This window comes from Pseudonocardia sp. TRM90224 (assembly GCF_021245725.1).
In the GTDB taxonomy this organism is placed as follows: domain Bacteria; phylum Actinomycetota; class Actinomycetes; order Mycobacteriales; family Pseudonocardiaceae; genus Pseudonocardia.
In genome coordinates, this window is the sequence record NZ_JAJGSX010000022.1 from 63,745 (window position 1) to 80,512 (window position 16,768).

At 71.6% G+C, this 16,768-nt stretch carries 17 protein-coding genes; 11 read left to right on the forward strand and 6 right to left on the reverse strand.

Features of this window, described 5'->3' with window-relative positions; genetic code table 11:
- Nucleotides 1–12: 12 nt before the first annotated feature.
- Nucleotides 13–1,368, reverse strand: a complete 1,356-nt coding sequence (locus tag LL648_RS26795) for an MFS transporter (RefSeq protein ID WP_232665504.1) — start codon at nt 1,366–1,368, stop codon at nt 13–15.
- 65 nt (nt 1,369–1,433) lie between these two features.
- Between LL648_RS26795 and LL648_RS26800 the strand changes: the two genes are divergently transcribed.
- The 11 genes from LL648_RS26800 to LL648_RS26850 all read left to right on the forward strand — a co-directional run bounded on the left by LL648_RS26800 (nt 1,434) and on the right by LL648_RS26850 (nt 11,614).
- Nucleotides 1,434–2,198: an ArsR/SmtB family transcription factor gene (locus tag LL648_RS26800; RefSeq protein WP_232665505.1), complete on the forward strand. Its 765-nt coding sequence runs from the start codon at nt 1,434–1,436 to the stop codon at nt 2,196–2,198.
- A gap of 82 nt (nt 2,199–2,280) precedes the next feature.
- On the forward strand, nt 2,281–3,282 hold the full coding sequence (locus tag LL648_RS26805) for a Gfo/Idh/MocA family protein (protein ID WP_232665506.1): 1,002 nt from the start codon (nt 2,281–2,283) through the stop codon (nt 3,280–3,282).
- Nucleotides 3,279–4,040, forward strand: a complete 762-nt coding sequence (locus tag LL648_RS26810) for an amidohydrolase family protein (protein ID WP_232665507.1) — start codon at nt 3,279–3,281, stop codon at nt 4,038–4,040. The genes LL648_RS26805 and LL648_RS26810 overlap by 4 nt, the downstream gene beginning before the upstream one ends.
- Nucleotides 4,037–4,798, forward strand: coding sequence for an amidohydrolase family protein (locus LL648_RS26815; protein WP_232665508.1), 762 nt, complete (start codon nt 4,037–4,039; stop codon nt 4,796–4,798). The genes LL648_RS26810 and LL648_RS26815 overlap by 4 nt, the downstream gene beginning before the upstream one ends.
- The gene (locus LL648_RS26820) at nt 4,795–5,778 is read left to right on the forward strand and encodes a dihydrodipicolinate synthase family protein (RefSeq protein WP_232665509.1); all 984 of its coding nucleotides are present in this window, start codon (nt 4,795–4,797) and stop codon (nt 5,776–5,778) included. The genes LL648_RS26815 and LL648_RS26820 overlap by 4 nt, the downstream gene beginning before the upstream one ends.
- Entirely contained in the window at nt 5,775–7,118 is a 1,344-nt protein-coding gene (locus LL648_RS26825; protein ID WP_232665510.1) for an ABC transporter substrate-binding protein, read from the forward strand. Before LL648_RS26820 ends, LL648_RS26825 begins: the two co-directional genes overlap by 4 nt.
- 14 nt (nt 7,119–7,132) lie before the next feature.
- Nucleotides 7,133–8,011, forward strand: a complete 879-nt coding sequence (locus LL648_RS26830; RefSeq protein ID WP_232665511.1) for a carbohydrate ABC transporter permease — start codon at nt 7,133–7,135, stop codon at nt 8,009–8,011.
- Nucleotides 8,001–8,861 (forward strand): carbohydrate ABC transporter permease, encoded by an 861-nt coding sequence (locus LL648_RS26835; protein WP_232665512.1) that lies wholly within the window; start codon nt 8,001–8,003, stop codon nt 8,859–8,861. The genes LL648_RS26830 and LL648_RS26835 overlap by 11 nt, the downstream gene beginning before the upstream one ends.
- A 7-nt stretch (nt 8,862–8,868) precedes the next feature.
- Nucleotides 8,869–9,597 (forward strand): creatininase family protein, encoded by a 729-nt coding sequence (locus tag LL648_RS26840; RefSeq protein ID WP_232665513.1) that lies wholly within the window; start codon nt 8,869–8,871, stop codon nt 9,595–9,597.
- Complete coding sequence (locus tag LL648_RS26845; RefSeq protein ID WP_232665514.1) at nt 9,594–10,712, forward strand: mandelate racemase/muconate lactonizing enzyme family protein; 1,119 nt, start codon at nt 9,594–9,596, stop codon at nt 10,710–10,712. Before LL648_RS26840 ends, LL648_RS26845 begins: the two co-directional genes overlap by 4 nt.
- Before the next feature lie 32 nt (nt 10,713–10,744).
- Nucleotides 10,745–11,614, forward strand: a complete 870-nt coding sequence (locus LL648_RS26850; RefSeq protein ID WP_232665515.1) for an amidohydrolase family protein — start codon at nt 10,745–10,747, stop codon at nt 11,612–11,614.
- On the opposite strand, the gene LL648_RS26855 is transcribed toward LL648_RS26850, so the two are convergent.
- The 5 genes from LL648_RS26855 to LL648_RS26875 form a co-directional block, all read right to left on the reverse strand.
- On the reverse strand, nt 11,611–12,393 hold the full coding sequence (locus LL648_RS26855) for an IclR family transcriptional regulator (protein WP_232665516.1): 783 nt from the start codon (nt 12,391–12,393) through the stop codon (nt 11,611–11,613). The genes LL648_RS26850 and LL648_RS26855 overlap by 4 nt on opposite strands.
- Before the next feature lie 34 nt (nt 12,394–12,427).
- Complete coding sequence (locus LL648_RS26860; RefSeq protein ID WP_232665517.1) at nt 12,428–13,321, reverse strand: alpha/beta fold hydrolase; 894 nt, start codon at nt 13,319–13,321, stop codon at nt 12,428–12,430.
- Between the two features lie 33 nt (nt 13,322–13,354).
- A complete protein-coding gene (locus tag LL648_RS26865; protein ID WP_374112112.1) occupies nt 13,355–13,972 on the reverse strand; it encodes a GNAT family N-acetyltransferase in 618 nt (205 codons plus the stop codon).
- Between the two features lie 22 nt (nt 13,973–13,994).
- Nucleotides 13,995–15,323, reverse strand: a complete 1,329-nt coding sequence (locus LL648_RS26870; protein ID WP_308190407.1) for an HNH endonuclease signature motif containing protein — start codon at nt 15,321–15,323, stop codon at nt 13,995–13,997.
- A gap of 833 nt (nt 15,324–16,156) precedes the next feature.
- Complete coding sequence (locus LL648_RS26875) at nt 16,157–16,735, reverse strand: class I SAM-dependent methyltransferase (RefSeq protein ID WP_232665519.1); 579 nt, start codon at nt 16,733–16,735, stop codon at nt 16,157–16,159.
- Between the last annotated feature and the right edge of the window lie 33 nt (nt 16,736–16,768).

The following is a 16,768-nucleotide window of genomic DNA, read 5'->3' on the forward strand; positions in this document are numbered from 1 at the left end:
TCGACAACGACATCATGGCTGTTTGTGAGCGCTAACATCAGCTAAAACGTCGTTGTCGACGCGTCCGGCTACCACGGCTGTTGCCAGCCAGATGGCTGTTCCCGTCCAGGCCACTGTGTGTAGTCCCGTGACGAACCCGGCGGTGTCGGTCGGGGCTCCCGCGACCGCGCCGAACACCGCTACCCCGATGGCGGTCCCGGCTTGCCGTGCGGCTGTGACCAGGCCCGACGCGATGCCGGCTCGGCCGGCCGGGGCGGCCTGCAGTGCGGCGGCCATGACGGCCGCGGTGAGCAGGCCCGCCGCGATGCCGAGCCCGGCCAGCGCCACCAGGAGCAGCTTGTCGTCCGCAGCCAGCATGGCCGCCGAGGGCGCTCCGACGGCAGCCGCGCAGATCATCGGCGGTCGTGGCCCGAACCGGGCCGTCAGCCGCCCGGCGACGGGCCCGAGCAGCACGAGCGGCAGGAACAACGGCAGCAGTGCAACTCCCGCTGCGAGCGGGGTCCGGCCCTGGACGACCTGCAGGTACAGCGTGACGACGTACAGCGTGCCGTTCATCGCCGTGTTCATCAGCAGCGCCACGACCAGCGCGGCGGCGAACCGGCGCTTGCCGATCAGCTCGGGTGGCAGCAGCGGCGCCCGCGCCCGGCGTTCCCACCGGACCAGGCCCGCCCCGGCCAGCACGCTGACGGCCGCGGCCACCACCGCCTCGATCCCTACGCCGTGGTGTCCGACCTCGATCACCGCATACACGAGCCCGACGAGTGCCACCGCCGAGCCGACGAGACCGGGCAGGTCCACCGCCTGCCCACCAGCAGGCGACCGCCGCACCAGCAGCAGGACGGCCACCGCGGCGAGCGCGACCACGGGCACGTTGAGGAGGAACACCCAGCGCCAGCCCGCGACCGTCACGAGCAGTCCGCCGAGCATCGGCCCCGCGGGCAGCGCCAGCGACGTGATCGCCGCCCACGTCCCGAGCGCTCTGGCCCGCGCCGCCCGCTCCGGGTAGAGGGCCGTGACCAGGGCCAACGTCGTCGGCAACAGCGCGGCGGCGCCGACGCCCTGCACGGCCCGCGCGGCGACGAGCCACCCGACGTCCGGCGCCAGTCCGCAGCCGGCGGAGCCGAGCCCGAAGCCGAGGAACCCGAGCAGCACCAGCCGCCGGTGCCCGAACCGGTCGCCGAGCGCCCCGGCGGTGAGCAATGCGCCGGCCAGCGCGACCGCGTACCCGTCGACGATCCACTGCTGCGCCGCCGCACCGGCGGTCAGGTCGGCCGCGACCGCCGGCAGCGCGACGTTGACGACCGTGACGTCCAGCAGGACGAGGAACATGCCGGCGCACAGCGTGGCGAGGGTGAGGGATCGGCGCATGCGCTCCACGATCGTTGCGCAACACTTCACCGGCGGCCGAAGTGTCGCGGGCGCAGACTGGGTCCATGCCCGGAGCAACCGCCGACATCGCCACCATCGCGGCCCTCTTCGCCGAACGGGCGCGGGCCAGGATCCTGCTCGCGCTCGTCGACGGCCGTGCGCTGCCGGCGTCGGTGCTCGCGGCGGAGGCCGGTGTGTCCGCGCCCGCCACCAGCGCGCACCTGGCCAAGCTCCGTGCGGCCGGCCTGATCACCGTCGAGCCGGCGGGACGGCACCGCTACCACCGGTTGGCCGGGCCGGCCGTCGCCGACGCGATCGAGGCGCTCTCCGCGCTCGCGCCGGCCGAACCGATCCGCTCCTTGCGCCAGCACACCGCTGCCGCGGCCCTGCGCAAGGCCCGGACCTGCTACGACCACCTCGCAGGCGGCCTCGGCGTGACGGTCACGGCGGCGCTGGTCGAGCGCGGCGCGCTGTGCCGCGAGGACGGGGTCGTCGGCACCGATAGGCGCCCGGCCGATCCGCTCTCCGCCGCGGTCCCCGAGCACCCGTACGCGCTGGGGCCGCAGGCGGGCCCGGTGCTCGCGGCGCTCGGCGTCGACGTCGACGAGGTGGCGGACGCCGGCTCCCGCCGCCCGCTGCTGCGCTTCTGCACCGACTGGACCGAGCAGCGCCACCACCTGGCCGGACGGCTGGGTGCCGCTGTGCTCGAGGCACTGCTGCGGCAGGGCTGGGTGGCGCCGACCGCCCGCCGCCGCGCGCTGGCCGTCACCGATCTGGGTGAGCGTGAGCTGCGCGAACGGCTCGGCGTCAACCTGCAGCAGTCCGCCTGACGCCTTGTCCCGCCCGGCCGCCCGCTGCTAATCTTTCGGCTTATCAGATCTATGTACGAAATCTCGTAGATAGTGGGCCGAAATGAAGGGCATTGCACTGGTCGGGCTGGGCGAGATCGGGCGTGCCGCACACCTGCCCGCGATCCTGCGCAACCCCGACGTGACGCTGCGGGCCGTCGTCGAGCCGGATCCCGCCCAGCTCGCCCGCGCCGACCTCCCACCCGGTGTGGACGTCCACCCCGACCTGGCCGCGGTGCTCGACCGGCCCGACGTCGACGGGGTCGTGCTGGCCACTCCGCCGTGGGTGACGCCGGGGCTGGCGGTCGCCGCGGCGCGGCGCGGGCGGTTCGTGCTGGCCGAGAAGCCGGTGGCGACGTCGGTCGCGGCCGGCGCTGCGTACGACGTGCTCACCCCGACCGAGCGGGCCCGCATCCAGGTCGGGCTCACCTACCGGCACGACCCGGCGATGGTCGCGCTGCGCGACGTGATCGCGGCGGGCGAGCTGGGCGACCGGCTGCTCGTGCGGGCGCACGTCTACGACGAGCAACGCACGTCGGACGCGGCGCACACCGAGCTGATCGAGCGCACGCTCCGCCACGGCAGCCCCGTCGTTCACGAGGGCGCGCACGTCTTCGACTGGCTGCGGTACCTGCTCGGCGCCGAACCCGAACTGCGCGACGCGTGGTCGTTGCGCACCCGCGACGGTCTCGCGGCGCCCAACCTCGTCGGGGCCAGGCTGCGGTACGGCCCGGCCGAGGCTCTGGTGGAGTTCGGCTGGCTGACCGACGTGCTGCCGCGCACCGAGCTGAGCGTGCTCGGCGACCGCGGGCTCGCGGTGCTGGACGGGCGGACGTTCGCGCTCACCGTCACCACCGGCGACGACCGGATGGTCATCGACCCGGTGCCCGACCGCGCGACCCGCTGCTTCGACCGGCAGCTCGCCCGGTTCGTCGCGCTGGGCGGCGGTCGGGGCGGCGGTCGGGGCGGCGGTCGGGGCGGCGGCGCGGCCGCGGAGCCGGACCTCGACGACGGGCTGCGTGCGCTCGCCGTCAGCGAGCTGGTCGAACGAGCGGGGGCGGCATGATTGATTTCCATACCCACACGCCGCTGTGGACCAGCGCGAGCTGGCTCGGCGGTGCCGGGTTCGACGCCGACGACTTCGTCCGGTTCATGGACGCCGTCGGCATCAGCCGGGCAGTCGTGCTGAGCCACGACGGCCTGTTCCACTCGACACCCGAGGCGAACGACGCGGTGGCGGGGTTCGTGGGCAAGCACCCCGGCCGGCTCGTCGGGTTCGGCACCTACAGCCCGCGCCGGCCGGAGGCGCTCGCGGAGATCGAGCGGTCGTTCGCCGAGCTCGGGCTGCGCGGGCTCAAGCTGCACCCCTGGCTGCAGGGGTTCAGCATGCACGAGCAGGTGCTCGATCCGATCATGGAGATCGTCGCCGCGCACGGCGGCATCCTGCTTTGCCACGACGGCACCCCGCCCTACTCGACGGCCGGCCAGATCGCGGCGCTGGCGCGGCGCCACCCGCGGGTGCCCGTTGTGCTCGGGCACGCCGGCCTGCACGACCTCTGGCGGGAATCGCTGCACTTCACGCAAGAGACCGAGAACCTCTACCTCTGCATCTGCGGCACCCCGCCGTACGCCGCGGCGCGGATCCTCGACCGGGCGCCGGCGCACAAGGTGCTGTTCGGGACCGACGCCGGGCTGTCGGACAAGGCCAGCCAGGACTACGCCGTGGCGCGAGTGCTGGAGATCGACGAGTGGGGCATCACCGAGGCGCAGAAGCGCGCGATGCTCGTCGACAATCCGGCGCGGCTGCTGGACGGTGCCGCATGAACACGCTGGTCGTCGACGCGCACGTCAGGATCGGGCAGCACCGCGAGGCCGCGCTGAGCGTCGAGGCCCTGCTCGCCGCGATGGACCGCACCGGCGTCGACCGCGCCGTCGTCGCGCCGAGCGAGGCCCAGATCGCCTACGACAACCGCGCCGGCAACGCCGCGACCACGCAAGCCGCGCGGGCGACCGGCGGCCGGCTGGTCGCGTACGCGGTGGCCAACCCGTGGCGGGGTGCCGCCGCCCTCGACGAGCTGGCGTGGGCGCACGAGCAGGGCGCCCGCGCGCTGGCCGTCGACTCCGCGCTGCAGGGGTTCGACCTGCTCGACGGGCTGGTCGATCCGCTCGTCCGGTTCGCCGCCGAGCACCGGTGGCCGGTCTACGTCCGCACCGGCACGCCGCCGGGGCACCTCCCGCTGCCGACCGCGGCCCTCGCCCGCCGGTTCCCCGAGGTCGCGTTCGTCATGGGCCGCAGCGGCGCCACCGACTTCTGGATCGACGCCGCGCCGGCGCTGCGGCACGCGCCGAACCTCTACGGCGACACCTCGTACGCGCCGTGGGACACCGTGCTCGGCGAGTTCGCCCGCGACCCGGAGATCGGCACGTCCCGGCTCGTGTTCTCCAGCGACCAGCCCTACGCCACCGCGGTGGGGGAGATGCGGCGGATGCGCGACTGGCTGCTCCCCGCGCACGAGCGCGCGGCCGTGCTCGGGACGACGATGGCGGGCCTGCTCGGGCTCGAGAAGGAGCCGCCAGCATGAGCACGAGCATGAGGACCGCAACCCTCTCCGGCCTCGGCGCCGCCGGCGCGATCCGGGGGGTCTCGCCGGTGCTGGAGGTCCCCTTCACCGCCGACGGTGAGATCGACCTGCCCGGCTTCCGCAGGGTCGTGCGGCACGTCCTGCGCTGCGGCGTGTCGAGCGTGATGTTCCCCGGGTTCGCGGGCGAGTTCTACAAGCTCGCCGAGCACGAGCGCACCACCCTGACCGAGGCGTTGATCGAGGAGGCGAAGGCGTTTCCCGACGCCGTTGTCATCGCCGCGGTGCAGGACCACGCCACCAAGCTCGCCGTCGAGCGCGCCCGCTGGTCGGTCGCCGCGGGCGCCAAGGCGATCAACCTCCTGCCGCCCTACCTGCTCAACCGCCCAGCCGCAGCGATCGACGTGCACATCAGGGCGGTGCTCGCGGCCGTTGCCGACACCCCGGTCGTGCTGCAGTACGCGCCGAACGAGACGGGCGCGAGCCTCGATGCCGGACGGCTCGCCGCGATCGGGCGCGACCACCCGAACCTCGTGCTGGTGAAGGTTGAGTCGAGCCCGCCGGGCCCGTTCATCAGCGAGCTGGCTCGGCTCGACCCGCCGATGCTCGCCGTCGAGGGCTACGCGGGCGTGCAGCTGCCCGACGCGATCCGTCGCGGTGCCGTCGGCACCCAGCCCGGCTGCTCGTTCACCGAGATCTACCAGGAGATCTGGCGGCTCTACGAGACCGGGCAGCACGCGGCGGGCGACCGTCTGCACGCGCGGCTGCTGCCCTACACGTCCTACTGGATGCTCGACACCGAGCTGATCATCGCGGCCGAGAAGCTGATCTCGAAGCGCCGCGGGTTGATCGAGAGCGACCACTGCAGAGCCCCCCGCCGCGAGCTGGACGAGCAGGAGCTGGCCGCCGTCGACCGCTTCCTCGTCGAGTTCGCCGACCTGCTGCCCGACGTGACACCCGATGTGGATGGAGGCCCGCAATGAGTCATCGACGATTCGGCGCGCTTGCACTCGTGGCCGCCGGCGCGCTGCTTGCGGCGTGCTCCGGAGGAGGTGCGGGCGGACCGGCCGCAGCCGGTCCGGACCCCGCGGCCTGGCGGGAGTCGATCACCGGCTCGATCGAGGTCGGCGTGCTCCCCGCGGAAGGCACCCCCGGCCGCGCGTACCTGGAGAAGCTCGCCGAGAGCATCGAGGCCGAGCATCCCGGCACGCAGATCACGCTGACGTTCGCCAACACCGAGGCCCGTCCGGCCCTGGAGCAGCGGTGGCGCTCCGGCGACGGCCCGGACGTCGACTACGGGATGTTCGACGGCACCGTGCCCGCGCAGCAGGTCTGGGCCGACGACGGGTTCCTGCTGAACCTGAAGCCGTACCTCGACGCACCCGACCCCGCGACGGGCAAGCCGTGGAGCAGCTCGTTCACGGCCGCGGCGAACGGGTTCCTCACCAACCCGGGTGACGGCGGCGTCTATGGCGTGCCGAGCGAGATGTCGACGCAGGTGCTCTTCTACAACGCGGGCATGTTCGAGCAGCTCGGCATCACCCCGCCTCGCACGTGGGACGAGCTGATGGCGACGACCGCCGCGTTGAAGGCGAAGCAGGTCGACCCGATCGCCGTCACCGGGCTCTTCCAGCCGTACATGGGCATGTGGTCGGACAACCTGTGGCTGCGTGAGGTCGGCTGGCAGAAGGCCAACGACGTGCTGGTCAACGGCAAGGGGCACATCACCGACGACCCCGGGTTCCTGGCCGGGCTGGAGAAGGTGCAGCAGCTGCGCGACGGCGGGGCGTTCATCAAGGGCTTCCAGGGCACCGACTTCACCCCGGCGCAGGCGCTGTTCTTCCAGGGCAAGGCCGGGATGATCCTCATGGGCAGCTGGCTGGCCAGCGAGATGAAGGACGTCATCCCGCCCGACTTCCGGCTCGGTGTGCTGCCGTTCCCGACGGTCGCCGGCGGCAAGGGCGACCAGCAGGCGATCGCTGCCGCGCCGCAGATGGTGTCGATCAACGCGAAGAGCGCGAACGTCCCGCTCGCGCTGGAGTGGGTCAGCCGGCTCACCGGCACGAAGGTGCAGGCCGAGCGGGCCGAGCAGTTCGGCGAGCTCTCCGGTGTGGTCGGCGTGCCGAGCCCGAAGGGTGTCACCGGCATCGACGAGGTGGTGGCGGGCGCGTCGGCGCTCGTGCCGCGCGAGTTCGCCATGACCGGTACCAAGGCGTACGAGTTCGTCTACGCCGAGGTGGCGAGGCTGATGTTCGGCGAGCAGGACGCCGGCACCACGCTCGACCGCATCGATCAGCAGCTGCGTGAGCTGCACAAGAACTAGGGAGGGGCGCAGCGATGTTCCGACGGGCGCAGCGACGGATCGTCGTCCCGTTCCTCCTGCCTGCGTCGCTGCTGCTCGCGGTCTTCTTCCTCTACCCGCTGGCGCGGACGGTGCAGCTGTCGTTCAGCGAGTTCACGCGAACCGGGCGGCAGCGTTTCGTCGGGCTGTCGCAGTACGCGGAGCTGATCGGCGACGACCAGTTCCTGGCGTCGCTCGGCCACGCCGTGGTGCTCGCGCTCGCCGGCGGCTGCATGCTGTTCCCGCCGGCCGTGGCCATCGCGTGGGCGTTCCACCAGCGGCTGCACGGCGAGCGGGTGTTCCGGTTCCTGATCTTCGCGCCGGTGGTGCTCTCCGTGGCGGTCGTGGCGCTGATGTGGAAGTTCATCCTGCACCCGACGCTGGGGCTGGTGAACCCGGCGTTCGCGGCGATCGGGCTCGGCGACCTGGTGCCGGTGCTGCTCGGCGACCCGCGGACGGCGCTGCTCGCGGTGGCGTTCACGGCGGTGTGGCACGGCATCGGGATCTGGATCGTGCTGACCACCTCGGGGTTCGCGCGGCTACCCGCCGACGTGCTCGAAGCCGGCCGGCTCGACGGCGCGGGGGAGTGGACGCTCTTCGCGCGCGTGATGCTGCCGATGATGCGCGACCTGTTCCGGACGCTGACGATCCTGTGGATCGTGCAGAGCCTGCAGGCGTTCGCGTTCGTCTTCATCATGACCGGCGGCGGCCCGTTCGGCTCCACCGAGATCCCGGCGACATTGATGTTCAGGGTGGCGTTCGAGAACGCCGAGTTCGGCTACGCCGCCGCGATGGGCGTCGTGATCGTCGTGCTGCTGCTCGCCGCGGCGCTCGGGCTGAACAAGCTGCTGAAACGGGACGACCTTGAGTACTGACGCCGGCGCCGGTAGGGCGCGGTTCCGGCCCTTCCACCTGTACTTCTACGTGCTGATGGGCGCGTTCGCGCTCGCGGCGGTCGGTGCGTTCGCGTGGATCGTCAACAGCTCGCTCAAGACCGACGTCGAGTTCATCGGCAGCCCACCGTTCTCGACGACGACCTCGTGGCAGTTCGGGAACTACGCCCAGGCGTGGGAGGCGGGCGGGGTCGGCGCCTTCTTCGGCAACAGCGTGCTGGTCGCGGTGTCGGCGACCGTGCTGGGCGTCTTCTTCTCCGTGCTCGCCGCCTACCCGCTGGCCCGCATCCGCTTCCGCGGCAGCTCGCTCGTGCTGAGCGGGTTCCTGATGGGACTGATGGTGCCCTGGATGGTCACGTTCATCCCGCTGTACCTGACGCTGCGCGACCTGGGGCTGCTCGACAGTCGGCTAGGGCTGGTGCTCGTCTACGCGACCTACAACCTGCCGTTCAACATCTTCGTGATGGTCGGCTTCATGCGGACGCTGCCCGTCGAGCTGGAGGAGGCGGCCGCCGTCGACGGTGCCGGGCCGAGCGCGACGTTCTTCAGGGTGATCATGCCGCTGCTCGGTCCGGGCGTTGCGGCGATCACGATCATCAGCTTCTTGAACAACTGGAACGAGTTCTTCTACGCGTTGGTGCTGATCCACTCGGAGGACCGGATGACGCTCCCGGTCGGTATCTGGCAGCTGAGCCAGGCCGCGACATACGGGAGCAACTGGGTCACGCTGTTCGCAGCGATGTTGATCGCCGTCGCGCCGGTGCTGCTGGTCTTCGCGTTCCTGCAGAAGCGGATCACCGAGGGGCTGACGGCCGGAGCACTGAAGGGATGAGCCGCTGATGGCCCTCTACTTCTGGGAAGAGCTCACCCGCGAACAGCTGCGTGCCGTGCTGCCGAACGCGCTGGTGGTGCTGCCCGTCGGGGCGACCGAGCAGCACGGACCGCACCTGCCGACCGGCACCGACGCGATCATCGTGAGCGAGGTCGTGCGGGCCGCGGCACGAACCGCGGATACGACGCTCGACCTCGTGCTCGCGCCGCCCCTGCCCTTCGGGGCGTCGGATCACCACCTGCCGTTCGGCGGCACGCTCTCCTTGCGCGTCGAGACGATGACCGAGGTGCTGTTCGACCTCGCGCGGTCCGTCCACGTCGATGGTGCCAGCCGGTTGCTGCTGGTCAACGGGCACGGCGGGAACCGCGGCGCGTGCCACAGCGCGGCACAACGAGCCGCGACCGCGTACGGCATGCGGATCGCCTACGCGGACTACTGGGAGCTGCTGCGCGCCGACCGCCCGGCCGCGGCGGACGACCCGCCGGTGCCGGGGCACGCGGGCGCGTTCGAGAGCGGGCTGGTCGTGCGGCTGCGCCCGCACCTCGTCGGTGACCTGCCGGAACGGACCCCGCCGGACGTGCTGGGCGTGCGGGGTGTGACGGTGCAGGAGCAGGACGCCTGGACCCGCACCGACGGGTTCAGCGACAACCCGGCCGCGGCCGTCGACGGCGGTGAGTGGTTCGACGCCTGCGTCGCGGCGCTCGCCGCGCGGCTCGTCGTGCTGGCGGCGGGATGAACGGACCCGTCGTCACCGCCGTCGAGACGGCGCCGGTGAGCCTCGCCGCGCACCCCGAGCTGGTGGTGCACGGAGCGAAGGGCGGCCACGAGCGTTCGGACTTCCTGCTGGTCAGGGTCACGGTCAGCGGTGAGGGACGGACGGAGGTCGGGTACGGCGAGGTCAGCGCGACCCCGCTGTGGAGCGGTGAGGACGGCACCACCGCGCAGCACCTGATCCGGACCGTGCTCGCGCCCGCGCTCGTCGGGCAGCAGCTGGTGCCGGTCGGCGCGCTGGATGCACGGATGGATCGCGCGCTCGCCGCGAACCCGTTCACCCGCTCCGGCGTCTCGATCGCGCTGTGGGACGGCTGGGCGCGGTGGCTCGGGCTGCCGCTGGCCACGGTGCTCGGTGGGCCGTACCGCACCGAGGTGCCGATCAAGCTCTCGCTCTCCGGCGACGGCGACGTGCTGCGGCGCACCCACGCGGCCGCCGTCCGGGCCGGTTTCCGCGCGTTCAAGGTCAAGGTCGGGCTCGGGGTCGCGGGCGACGTCGCGCGGGTGGCGGCGGTGCGGGAGCTGGTCGGACCGGAGGCGTTCGTCGGGGTGGACGCGAACGGCGGCTGGTCGCGGGCCGAGGCGGCGCGGGCGGTGACCCTGCTGGCGCCCTACGACGTGGCGTTCGTCGAGCAGCCGTGCGCGGCATCGGACGTCGACGGCCTGCGGATGACCAGGGCGCTCGGCGTGCAGGTGGTGGCCGACGAGTCGGTGTTCGACCTGGCCGACCTGGCCAGGGTGGTGCGCGCCGACGCCGCCGACGTCGTCAGCGTGTACGTCGGCAAGGCGGGCGGGCCGGGACGGGCCGTCGAGCTGGCGGCGACCGCGCACGCGTTCGGCATCCGCTCGCTCATCGGCTCCAACGGCGAGCTGGGCATCGGGGCGGCCGCGCAGCTGCACGTCGCCTGCGCGATCCCGCACCTGGCGACGGATCTGCCCTCCGACGTCATCGGCGCGCACTACTACGCGGAGGACGTGCTGGCCGAGCGCCTCGACAGCGACGGCAGGCGCGCCCGCATGCACGATCGGCCCGGCCTGGGTGTCGTGCCGCGCCGCGAGATCGCTGAACGATTCTGCTGAACGATTCCGCTGACCGGCTAGGAGCTCCCCTCATGATCGTGGACGTGCACGCGCACACGCCGACCCATTGCGATGCCGTGCCGGCCGACCAGGTGCGCACCTACGACAACTGGCGCACCGACCGGCCCGTCGTCACCACCAACTCGTGGGCCGACTACAACACGGCGATGGCCGCGGCCGACGTCTCCATCGTCTTCAACATCGCCGTCGACGACCCCCTCGGGTCGACGGGGCTGGACTACCGGCCGGAGGACACGAACTCGGCGACCGCGGCGTTCTGCGCCGACGCCCCGGAGAAGCGGATCGGGTTCATGTCGGTCCACCCGATGCGGCCCGGTGCGATCGACGAGATCGAACGCTGGCGCGCCGCGGGCCTCGTCGGGATCAAGTTGGGGCCGAACTACCAGGACTTCGAGCCGCTGTGCGACGAGGCGCTCGCCGTCTACGCCCACGCGGAACGGGTCGGGCTGCCGATCCTGTTCCACCAGGGCGCCTCGCCGATCCGGTTCGCGCCGCTGCGCTACACACACCCGCTGGTCACCGACGAGGTCGCGATCCGGTTCCCCGAGCTGCGCATCGTGATGGCGCACATGGGCCACCCCTGGGGCCGCGAGACGGTGATGACGATCCGCAAGCACCCCCACGTCTACGCCGACGTCTCCTCGATCTACCTGCGGCCGTGGGTCTGCTACGAGTCGCTGCTCTACGCGTCGGAGTGGGGCGCGACCGGGAAGCTGCTGCTCGGCTCCGACTTCCCGATCGCCACCACCGCGGAGGCCATCGCCGGGCTGCGACGCGTCAACGACGTCGTCGCTGGCACCGGCATGCCGCGGATCTCCGAGGACGCGATCGAGGGGATCATCCACGCCGACGCGCTCGGGGCGCTGGGTCTGAGCCGCTAACCGCCGCTGCCGGCCGCCAGCTCCGTGAGCCGCCGGGCCTGCGCCGTGACGGCCGCGGCGACCGCGGCGCGGCTGTCGCCGCGGACCCGTTCCACCCAGCCCGTGACGCCGATCGAGCCGGCCACCGCACCTTGCGCGTCGAAGAACGGGGCGGCGATGCAGCCGATGCCGGCGTCCTCCTCCTCGTCCTCGACGGAGTAGCCGAGGTCGCGGACCTCCGCCAGCAACGTGCGCATGCGCGCGACGGTGGCGGGTCCGGCGTTCGGACCCGAGCCGGGGACCATCCGGCGCAGCAGCGTCGCCAGCTCCGCCTCCGGCACGTGCGCGGCGATGGCCCTGCCGAGCGCGGTGAGGTTGAACGGCGCCGTCTTGCCGGGGTAGGTGTTGAACTGGACGATCCCCGGCGCGCCGACCTTCGCCACGTAGATCACCAGCGCGCCTTCGAGCACACCGACGTGCGCGGCCATCCCCGTCGTCTCGACGAGGTCGCGCAGGTACGGCTGCGTCATCGAGGAGAGGTCGACCTTGCGGTCGAGCTGCGCGGCGAGCCCGCTGAGCTTCAGTGTCGGGCGCCAGAAGTGGCTCCGACCGACGACGGTGCGGCTCGCGTACCCGCGCATCTCCAGCGTCTGCGCGATCGCGGCGCAGGTGGCGAGCGGGACCCCCGCTTCCTGCGCGAGCGCGGTCAGCGTCATGGGCGCGTCGGCCGCGACGAGCGTCTCCAGGATCGTCAGCGCGCGGTCGACGGCGGGCGAGGGCGGCCGGTCGGGGTCGGGCATCGCCGGAATCGTAGCCGTCTTCGAACAGTCGGATCTATCTTCGGTAACTCGAAGGGTCGGCGCAGAAGGCGACGAGGGCCGCCGCTACCTCGTCCGGTGCCTCCTCGGGGAGGAAGTGTCCCGCGTCGACGGGACCACCGCGCACGTCGTCGGCCCACTCCCGCCACACCGCCAACGGGTCGTACCAGGTGTCGACCGCCGCGCCGGCCGCCCACAGCGCGAGCACGGGGCAACGCAACCGGTGCCGGCCGCGGTCGTGCTCGTCGTGCTCGACGTCGAGGGTGGCGGCGGCGCGGTACTGCTCGCAGATGGCGTGCACGCGCTGCGGGTCGCGGAACTGCTCGACGTACGCGGCCCGGGCCTCCGGCGTGAACACCTCCGGGCGCTGCGCCCACGTGTCGAGCATGTGGTCGACGAAGATCTCCGGTGCACCCGCGACGAGCCGCTCGGGCACCGGTGCTGGCGCGGCGAGGAACGACCAGACCCAGTAGCCGAGACTGAAGCGCTGGTCGGCGCGGGCGAACGCCTCCGCGGTCGGTACGACGTCGAGCACCGCGAGCGCCGTCACGGCGTCGGGGTGGTCGAGCGCGAGCCGGTACGCGCAGCGGGCGCCGCGGTCGTGCCCGGCCACTGCGAACCGGTGGTGTCCGAGCCTTGCCATCACCTCGACCTGGTCGGCCGCCAGCGCGCGCATCGCGTACGGCCGGTGCTCGGCGTCGCTCGGTGGGGTGCCGCTGCCGCCGTAGCCACGCAGGTCGGTGGCGACGACGGTGAACCGCTCCGCGAGCGCCGGCGCGATCCGATGCCACATCAGGTGCGTCTCGGGGATGCCGTGCAACAGCAGCAGTGGCGGCCCGGACCCGCCCCGGCGGCCGTGGACCGTCGTGCTGCCCGCCTCGACGTCGAACTCGTCGAACCCCTCGAACACGCCTGACCTCCAGCTGCTCTGCGCCCGGATCGGCTATCCCGACGTCCTGCCGGCGAGCTCCCCCCAGTGCTGGCCGCGGCGGGCCCGCCAGTGCCGGCCCCGATGCGCGCGGATCACGGGGGCACGCGGGTGCCGTCCCGCGAACTCCTCCGCGGTGATACCCATTTGCACGAGGTAGCGCACCTTGCCGCGCACCATCTCGGTGTCGGGCAGCCGATGCTCCTCGCGGAAGCCGAGCACGCCGTGCAGCGAGAGCGACGCAAGGTTCCCGCTGTAGATGCTGACCTCGCACGTGCGGAAGCCGCGGTGCCAGAACATGTGCCGCAGCAGCGTGGTGATCGCGTCGCTGGCGTAGCCGCAGCGTTGGTGCTGGGAGGCGACGCCGATGCCGTAGCTGAAACGCCCGGTCACCGGATCGACGCCGGTGGCGCAGATCGACCCGACCAGCCGCTCGGCGAGCAACGTCTCGATCCCGAAGTGGGCCGGGTCGGCTGTACCGGAGCGGTGCGCGCCCCAGTGCCGGTAGTCGCCGACCTGCGAAGGGCCGCTGCGGGCGGCGTCACGGTCGAAGCTCTTCAAGGCACGACGATCACGGGTACCGACTTCCCGCAACCGCACCTTCCGTCCGGTCAGGTGATCTGGCACGGGCACCTGGGGATGATCATTGGCACCGTCAGACGATATCGCCGAACCCGGTCGGTTCGCAGCCTGGCGGGTGGGAGCTCGCCTCCCGACGGCCTGCGTGGACACCTGAACCCGTAAACGGTCTTCGCCTGGGGACTTGGTCCGGGTCGACATATCTGGGCGGGACGAATTCTAGTATTCCGTCGACCATCCGGGCGATCCATTCGGTGGCATGTATTTCCCGGTGATGCATCCGGCATAGCATGACGAGGTTGTTGATTTCAGTTGATCCACCATTCTGCCATTCGACGACATGGTGGATGTCGCACCAACTCGCCGGGCGGCCACATCGTGCGCATCCGCGGTCACGGGCTGCGACGGCTCGTCGCATTCCGTCGGGAATCACGCGGGAGAGGCGGCCGATGTCGAGGGGCTGGCTGTCGCTGTTCATGACGATCGGAATGACGGCGGCGTTGCAGGCGAGCTGCCGCAGGTCTTTGGTGGTGATGTGGCCGCCGAAGTCCAGCATTGCGGTGCGAACTCGGGTTTCCAGCTCTTCGAGCGGGATGTGCACGTTGAGATGTGGCCGGTGCCCACCGGACTGTGGGACGTCGCCGTGGTCGAGGACGTACCCGCAGACGTCGGCCAACGCCTCGGCCTGGCGCTGTTTGCAGCTGCGCTGATCATCCGATCCCGCCGGTTTCGACTTCGCGTCGATCAGGGTGGCGATGGTGGCGAACAGGACCGGATTGTCGAACCGGCCCTTGATCGTCCCGCCGGGCCGGTCGGGGTGTGGGGTGATGGTGAGCTCGTTGACCTCGGACTCGGGTCCGTCGTCGGGTTCGGGTCCGTCCTGGTCCAGGCCGCGCACGACGTCCATCCCGAACGTGAGAACTTCCGACGGCCGGTTGAGCGGGGCGTACTCCACGACCCGCCGCTCGACCTCATCACACATGGCGGCGCTGAGCCGGGACGCCTCACCGGACTCCAGCACCTTCCGGATCACCTCGACGTGGGCCAATCCGATCGTCGCGGCCGCGAACGCCGCAGCGCAGATCGGCATCCGGGGTTCCAGGACGGTGCCGGTCAAGCTCACCTGTGGGCACAGGTTCTGCGCGGCGTTCACGTACTGGCGGGCTGTGCCCCAGTCGATGTTCCAGGAGTCCGCGAGAGCACCGATCGGCGCCCGGTAGCCGAGCGACCCGAACCCACCCTCCCGCAAGAAATCGGCGACGAACTGAACCCGCGCCCGGTCGATCTCCCGGACCACTCGTTCCATATCTCGGGACGCAAGAAGGCGATCGGGGAACGTTCCGGTGGCGGCCTCGACTTGTAACTCGGCGATACCGTCGAGTGTGGTGTCGAGACCCGGGGACATGACTCAATTCTAGGCGAGGTGAAGATCGTCGGCCAGTGAATAGGAGGCTGAGGTGCGAAGAGTGTACTTATGTACACCCCCAAGTCTGGACGAGGGTGCCGCACCTGTAATGCCGTTTCCAACCGCGCAGACCCGGGTGCGACGTCGCAGACCGCACAACCTCTGCGAGGACACAACGGGCTCTGCGAGGTCGCGCCGAAGGCGTGCCCGCCACCTACAGGTGGGGCTGAGAGTGCCATCCCGTCGACCTGGATAATCCCCACCACACGGCCGCCCGTGGGCGGCCCTCAACCCAACGGAAGACAACGGACGAAGCTCCGCCCACGGGCGGCCGTGTGGTATCCCCAAGGAGGTCGACGGGATGGCACGACCCCGACCATCCCGGAGACTTGCCCGCCCGGCGAGGGCGCCCTTAAGAAACGCGACCACCAAGCCCAACAGAACCACCACCGCGAGACCATCCGCCACGAACCCACCCAACGGAACCACGTCGAGAACCCACCCCACCCACCCAAAACGCGCGACCCGCCCGCCGAAACGCGAGACTCACCCGCCGAAACGTGGGACTCGCCCGCCGAAACGTGGGACTCGCCCGCCGAAACGTGGGACTCGCCCGCTGGAACGTGGGACTCGCCCGCCGAGACGGGGGACTCGCGCGCTGAGACGGGGGACTCACCGTGCCGGAGGTGTCGACTCACCGTTCCAGAAGTGGCGACTCACCGTGCTGAAAGTGTCGACTCACCTGTCCACCCCGACTCGCGCACGGGTTCGCCCCGACTTGCGCACGGCCTTGCCCGACTGCCGAATCTAGCGCCCGCCCTCGCCTCGTCCTTTTACGTCTTCGGTGTGCAGGCGAAGCGGACCCGCGCCGGCGGGAGGTTGCCCCACACCACGGGACCCATCTGGACGTCGTCGAATGCGCCGAGCACGTCGGCGTGGTGCCGGCGGGCCTCCGGGAGCCATCGGAACATGCTCAGCGCCACCTGCGTGAACGTTCCGTCCGGCGCGAGCACGTCGGCGACGAGCCGCGGGATCGGTGCGCTGCGGTAGGCCGCCCACGGCAGCAGGCTCACGACGGCGTCGACGGGCCCGATGCCACGGGCATCGAGCACCTCGTGCAGCGTTCCCGCGTCCGCGCAGACCACATCCACCCCGCGGTGGCGTTCCGCCAGGCGCTCGGCGAGCAGCGGGTTCAGCTCGATCGCCACGTGCCGCCCCCGGCCGCGGAGACGCCGCTGGACGGCGTCCGTCAGCCGTCCGCTGCCCGCACCCAGCTCGACGACCACCGGTTCGGTTGTCGTCGGGAACCGGCACAGCATCTCCGCGACGAGTGCTTCGGAGCTGGCGGTGACGGTCGCTACCGCCGTCGGGGCTCGGAGGAACTCCCTGAACAGGACGAAGGCATTGGACATCCGGCTGACGCTAGGTGTACCGGATGGCCGACA

Coding starts and splice junctions, on each gene's coding strand:
- LL648_RS26795 (WP_232665504.1), bottom strand. CDS start 1,368: ATGCGCCGATCCCTCACCCTCGCCACGCTGTGCGCCGGCATGTTCCTC.
- LL648_RS26800 (WP_232665505.1), top strand. CDS start 1,434: ATGCCCGGAGCAACCGCCGACATCGCCACCATCGCGGCCCTCTTCGCC.
- LL648_RS26805 (WP_232665506.1), top strand. CDS start 2,281: ATGAAGGGCATTGCACTGGTCGGGCTGGGCGAGATCGGGCGTGCCGCA.
- LL648_RS26810 (WP_232665507.1), top strand. CDS start 3,279: ATGATTGATTTCCATACCCACACGCCGCTGTGGACCAGCGCGAGCTGG.
- LL648_RS26815 (WP_232665508.1), top strand. CDS start 4,037: ATGAACACGCTGGTCGTCGACGCGCACGTCAGGATCGGGCAGCACCGC.
- LL648_RS26820 (WP_232665509.1), top strand. CDS start 4,795: ATGAGCACGAGCATGAGGACCGCAACCCTCTCCGGCCTCGGCGCCGCC.
- LL648_RS26825 (WP_232665510.1), top strand. CDS start 5,775: ATGAGTCATCGACGATTCGGCGCGCTTGCACTCGTGGCCGCCGGCGCG.
- LL648_RS26830 (WP_232665511.1), top strand. CDS start 7,133: ATGTTCCGACGGGCGCAGCGACGGATCGTCGTCCCGTTCCTCCTGCCT.
- LL648_RS26840 (WP_232665513.1), top strand. CDS start 8,869: ATGGCCCTCTACTTCTGGGAAGAGCTCACCCGCGAACAGCTGCGTGCC.
- LL648_RS26845 (WP_232665514.1), top strand. CDS start 9,594: ATGAACGGACCCGTCGTCACCGCCGTCGAGACGGCGCCGGTGAGCCTC.
- LL648_RS26850 (WP_232665515.1), top strand. CDS start 10,745: ATGATCGTGGACGTGCACGCGCACACGCCGACCCATTGCGATGCCGTG.
- LL648_RS26855 (WP_232665516.1), bottom strand. CDS start 12,393: ATGCCCGACCCCGACCGGCCGCCCTCGCCCGCCGTCGACCGCGCGCTG.
- LL648_RS26870 (WP_308190407.1), bottom strand. CDS start 15,323: ATGTCCCCGGGTCTCGACACCACACTCGACGGTATCGCCGAGTTACAA.
- LL648_RS26875 (WP_232665519.1), bottom strand. CDS start 16,735: ATGTCCAATGCCTTCGTCCTGTTCAGGGAGTTCCTCCGAGCCCCGACG.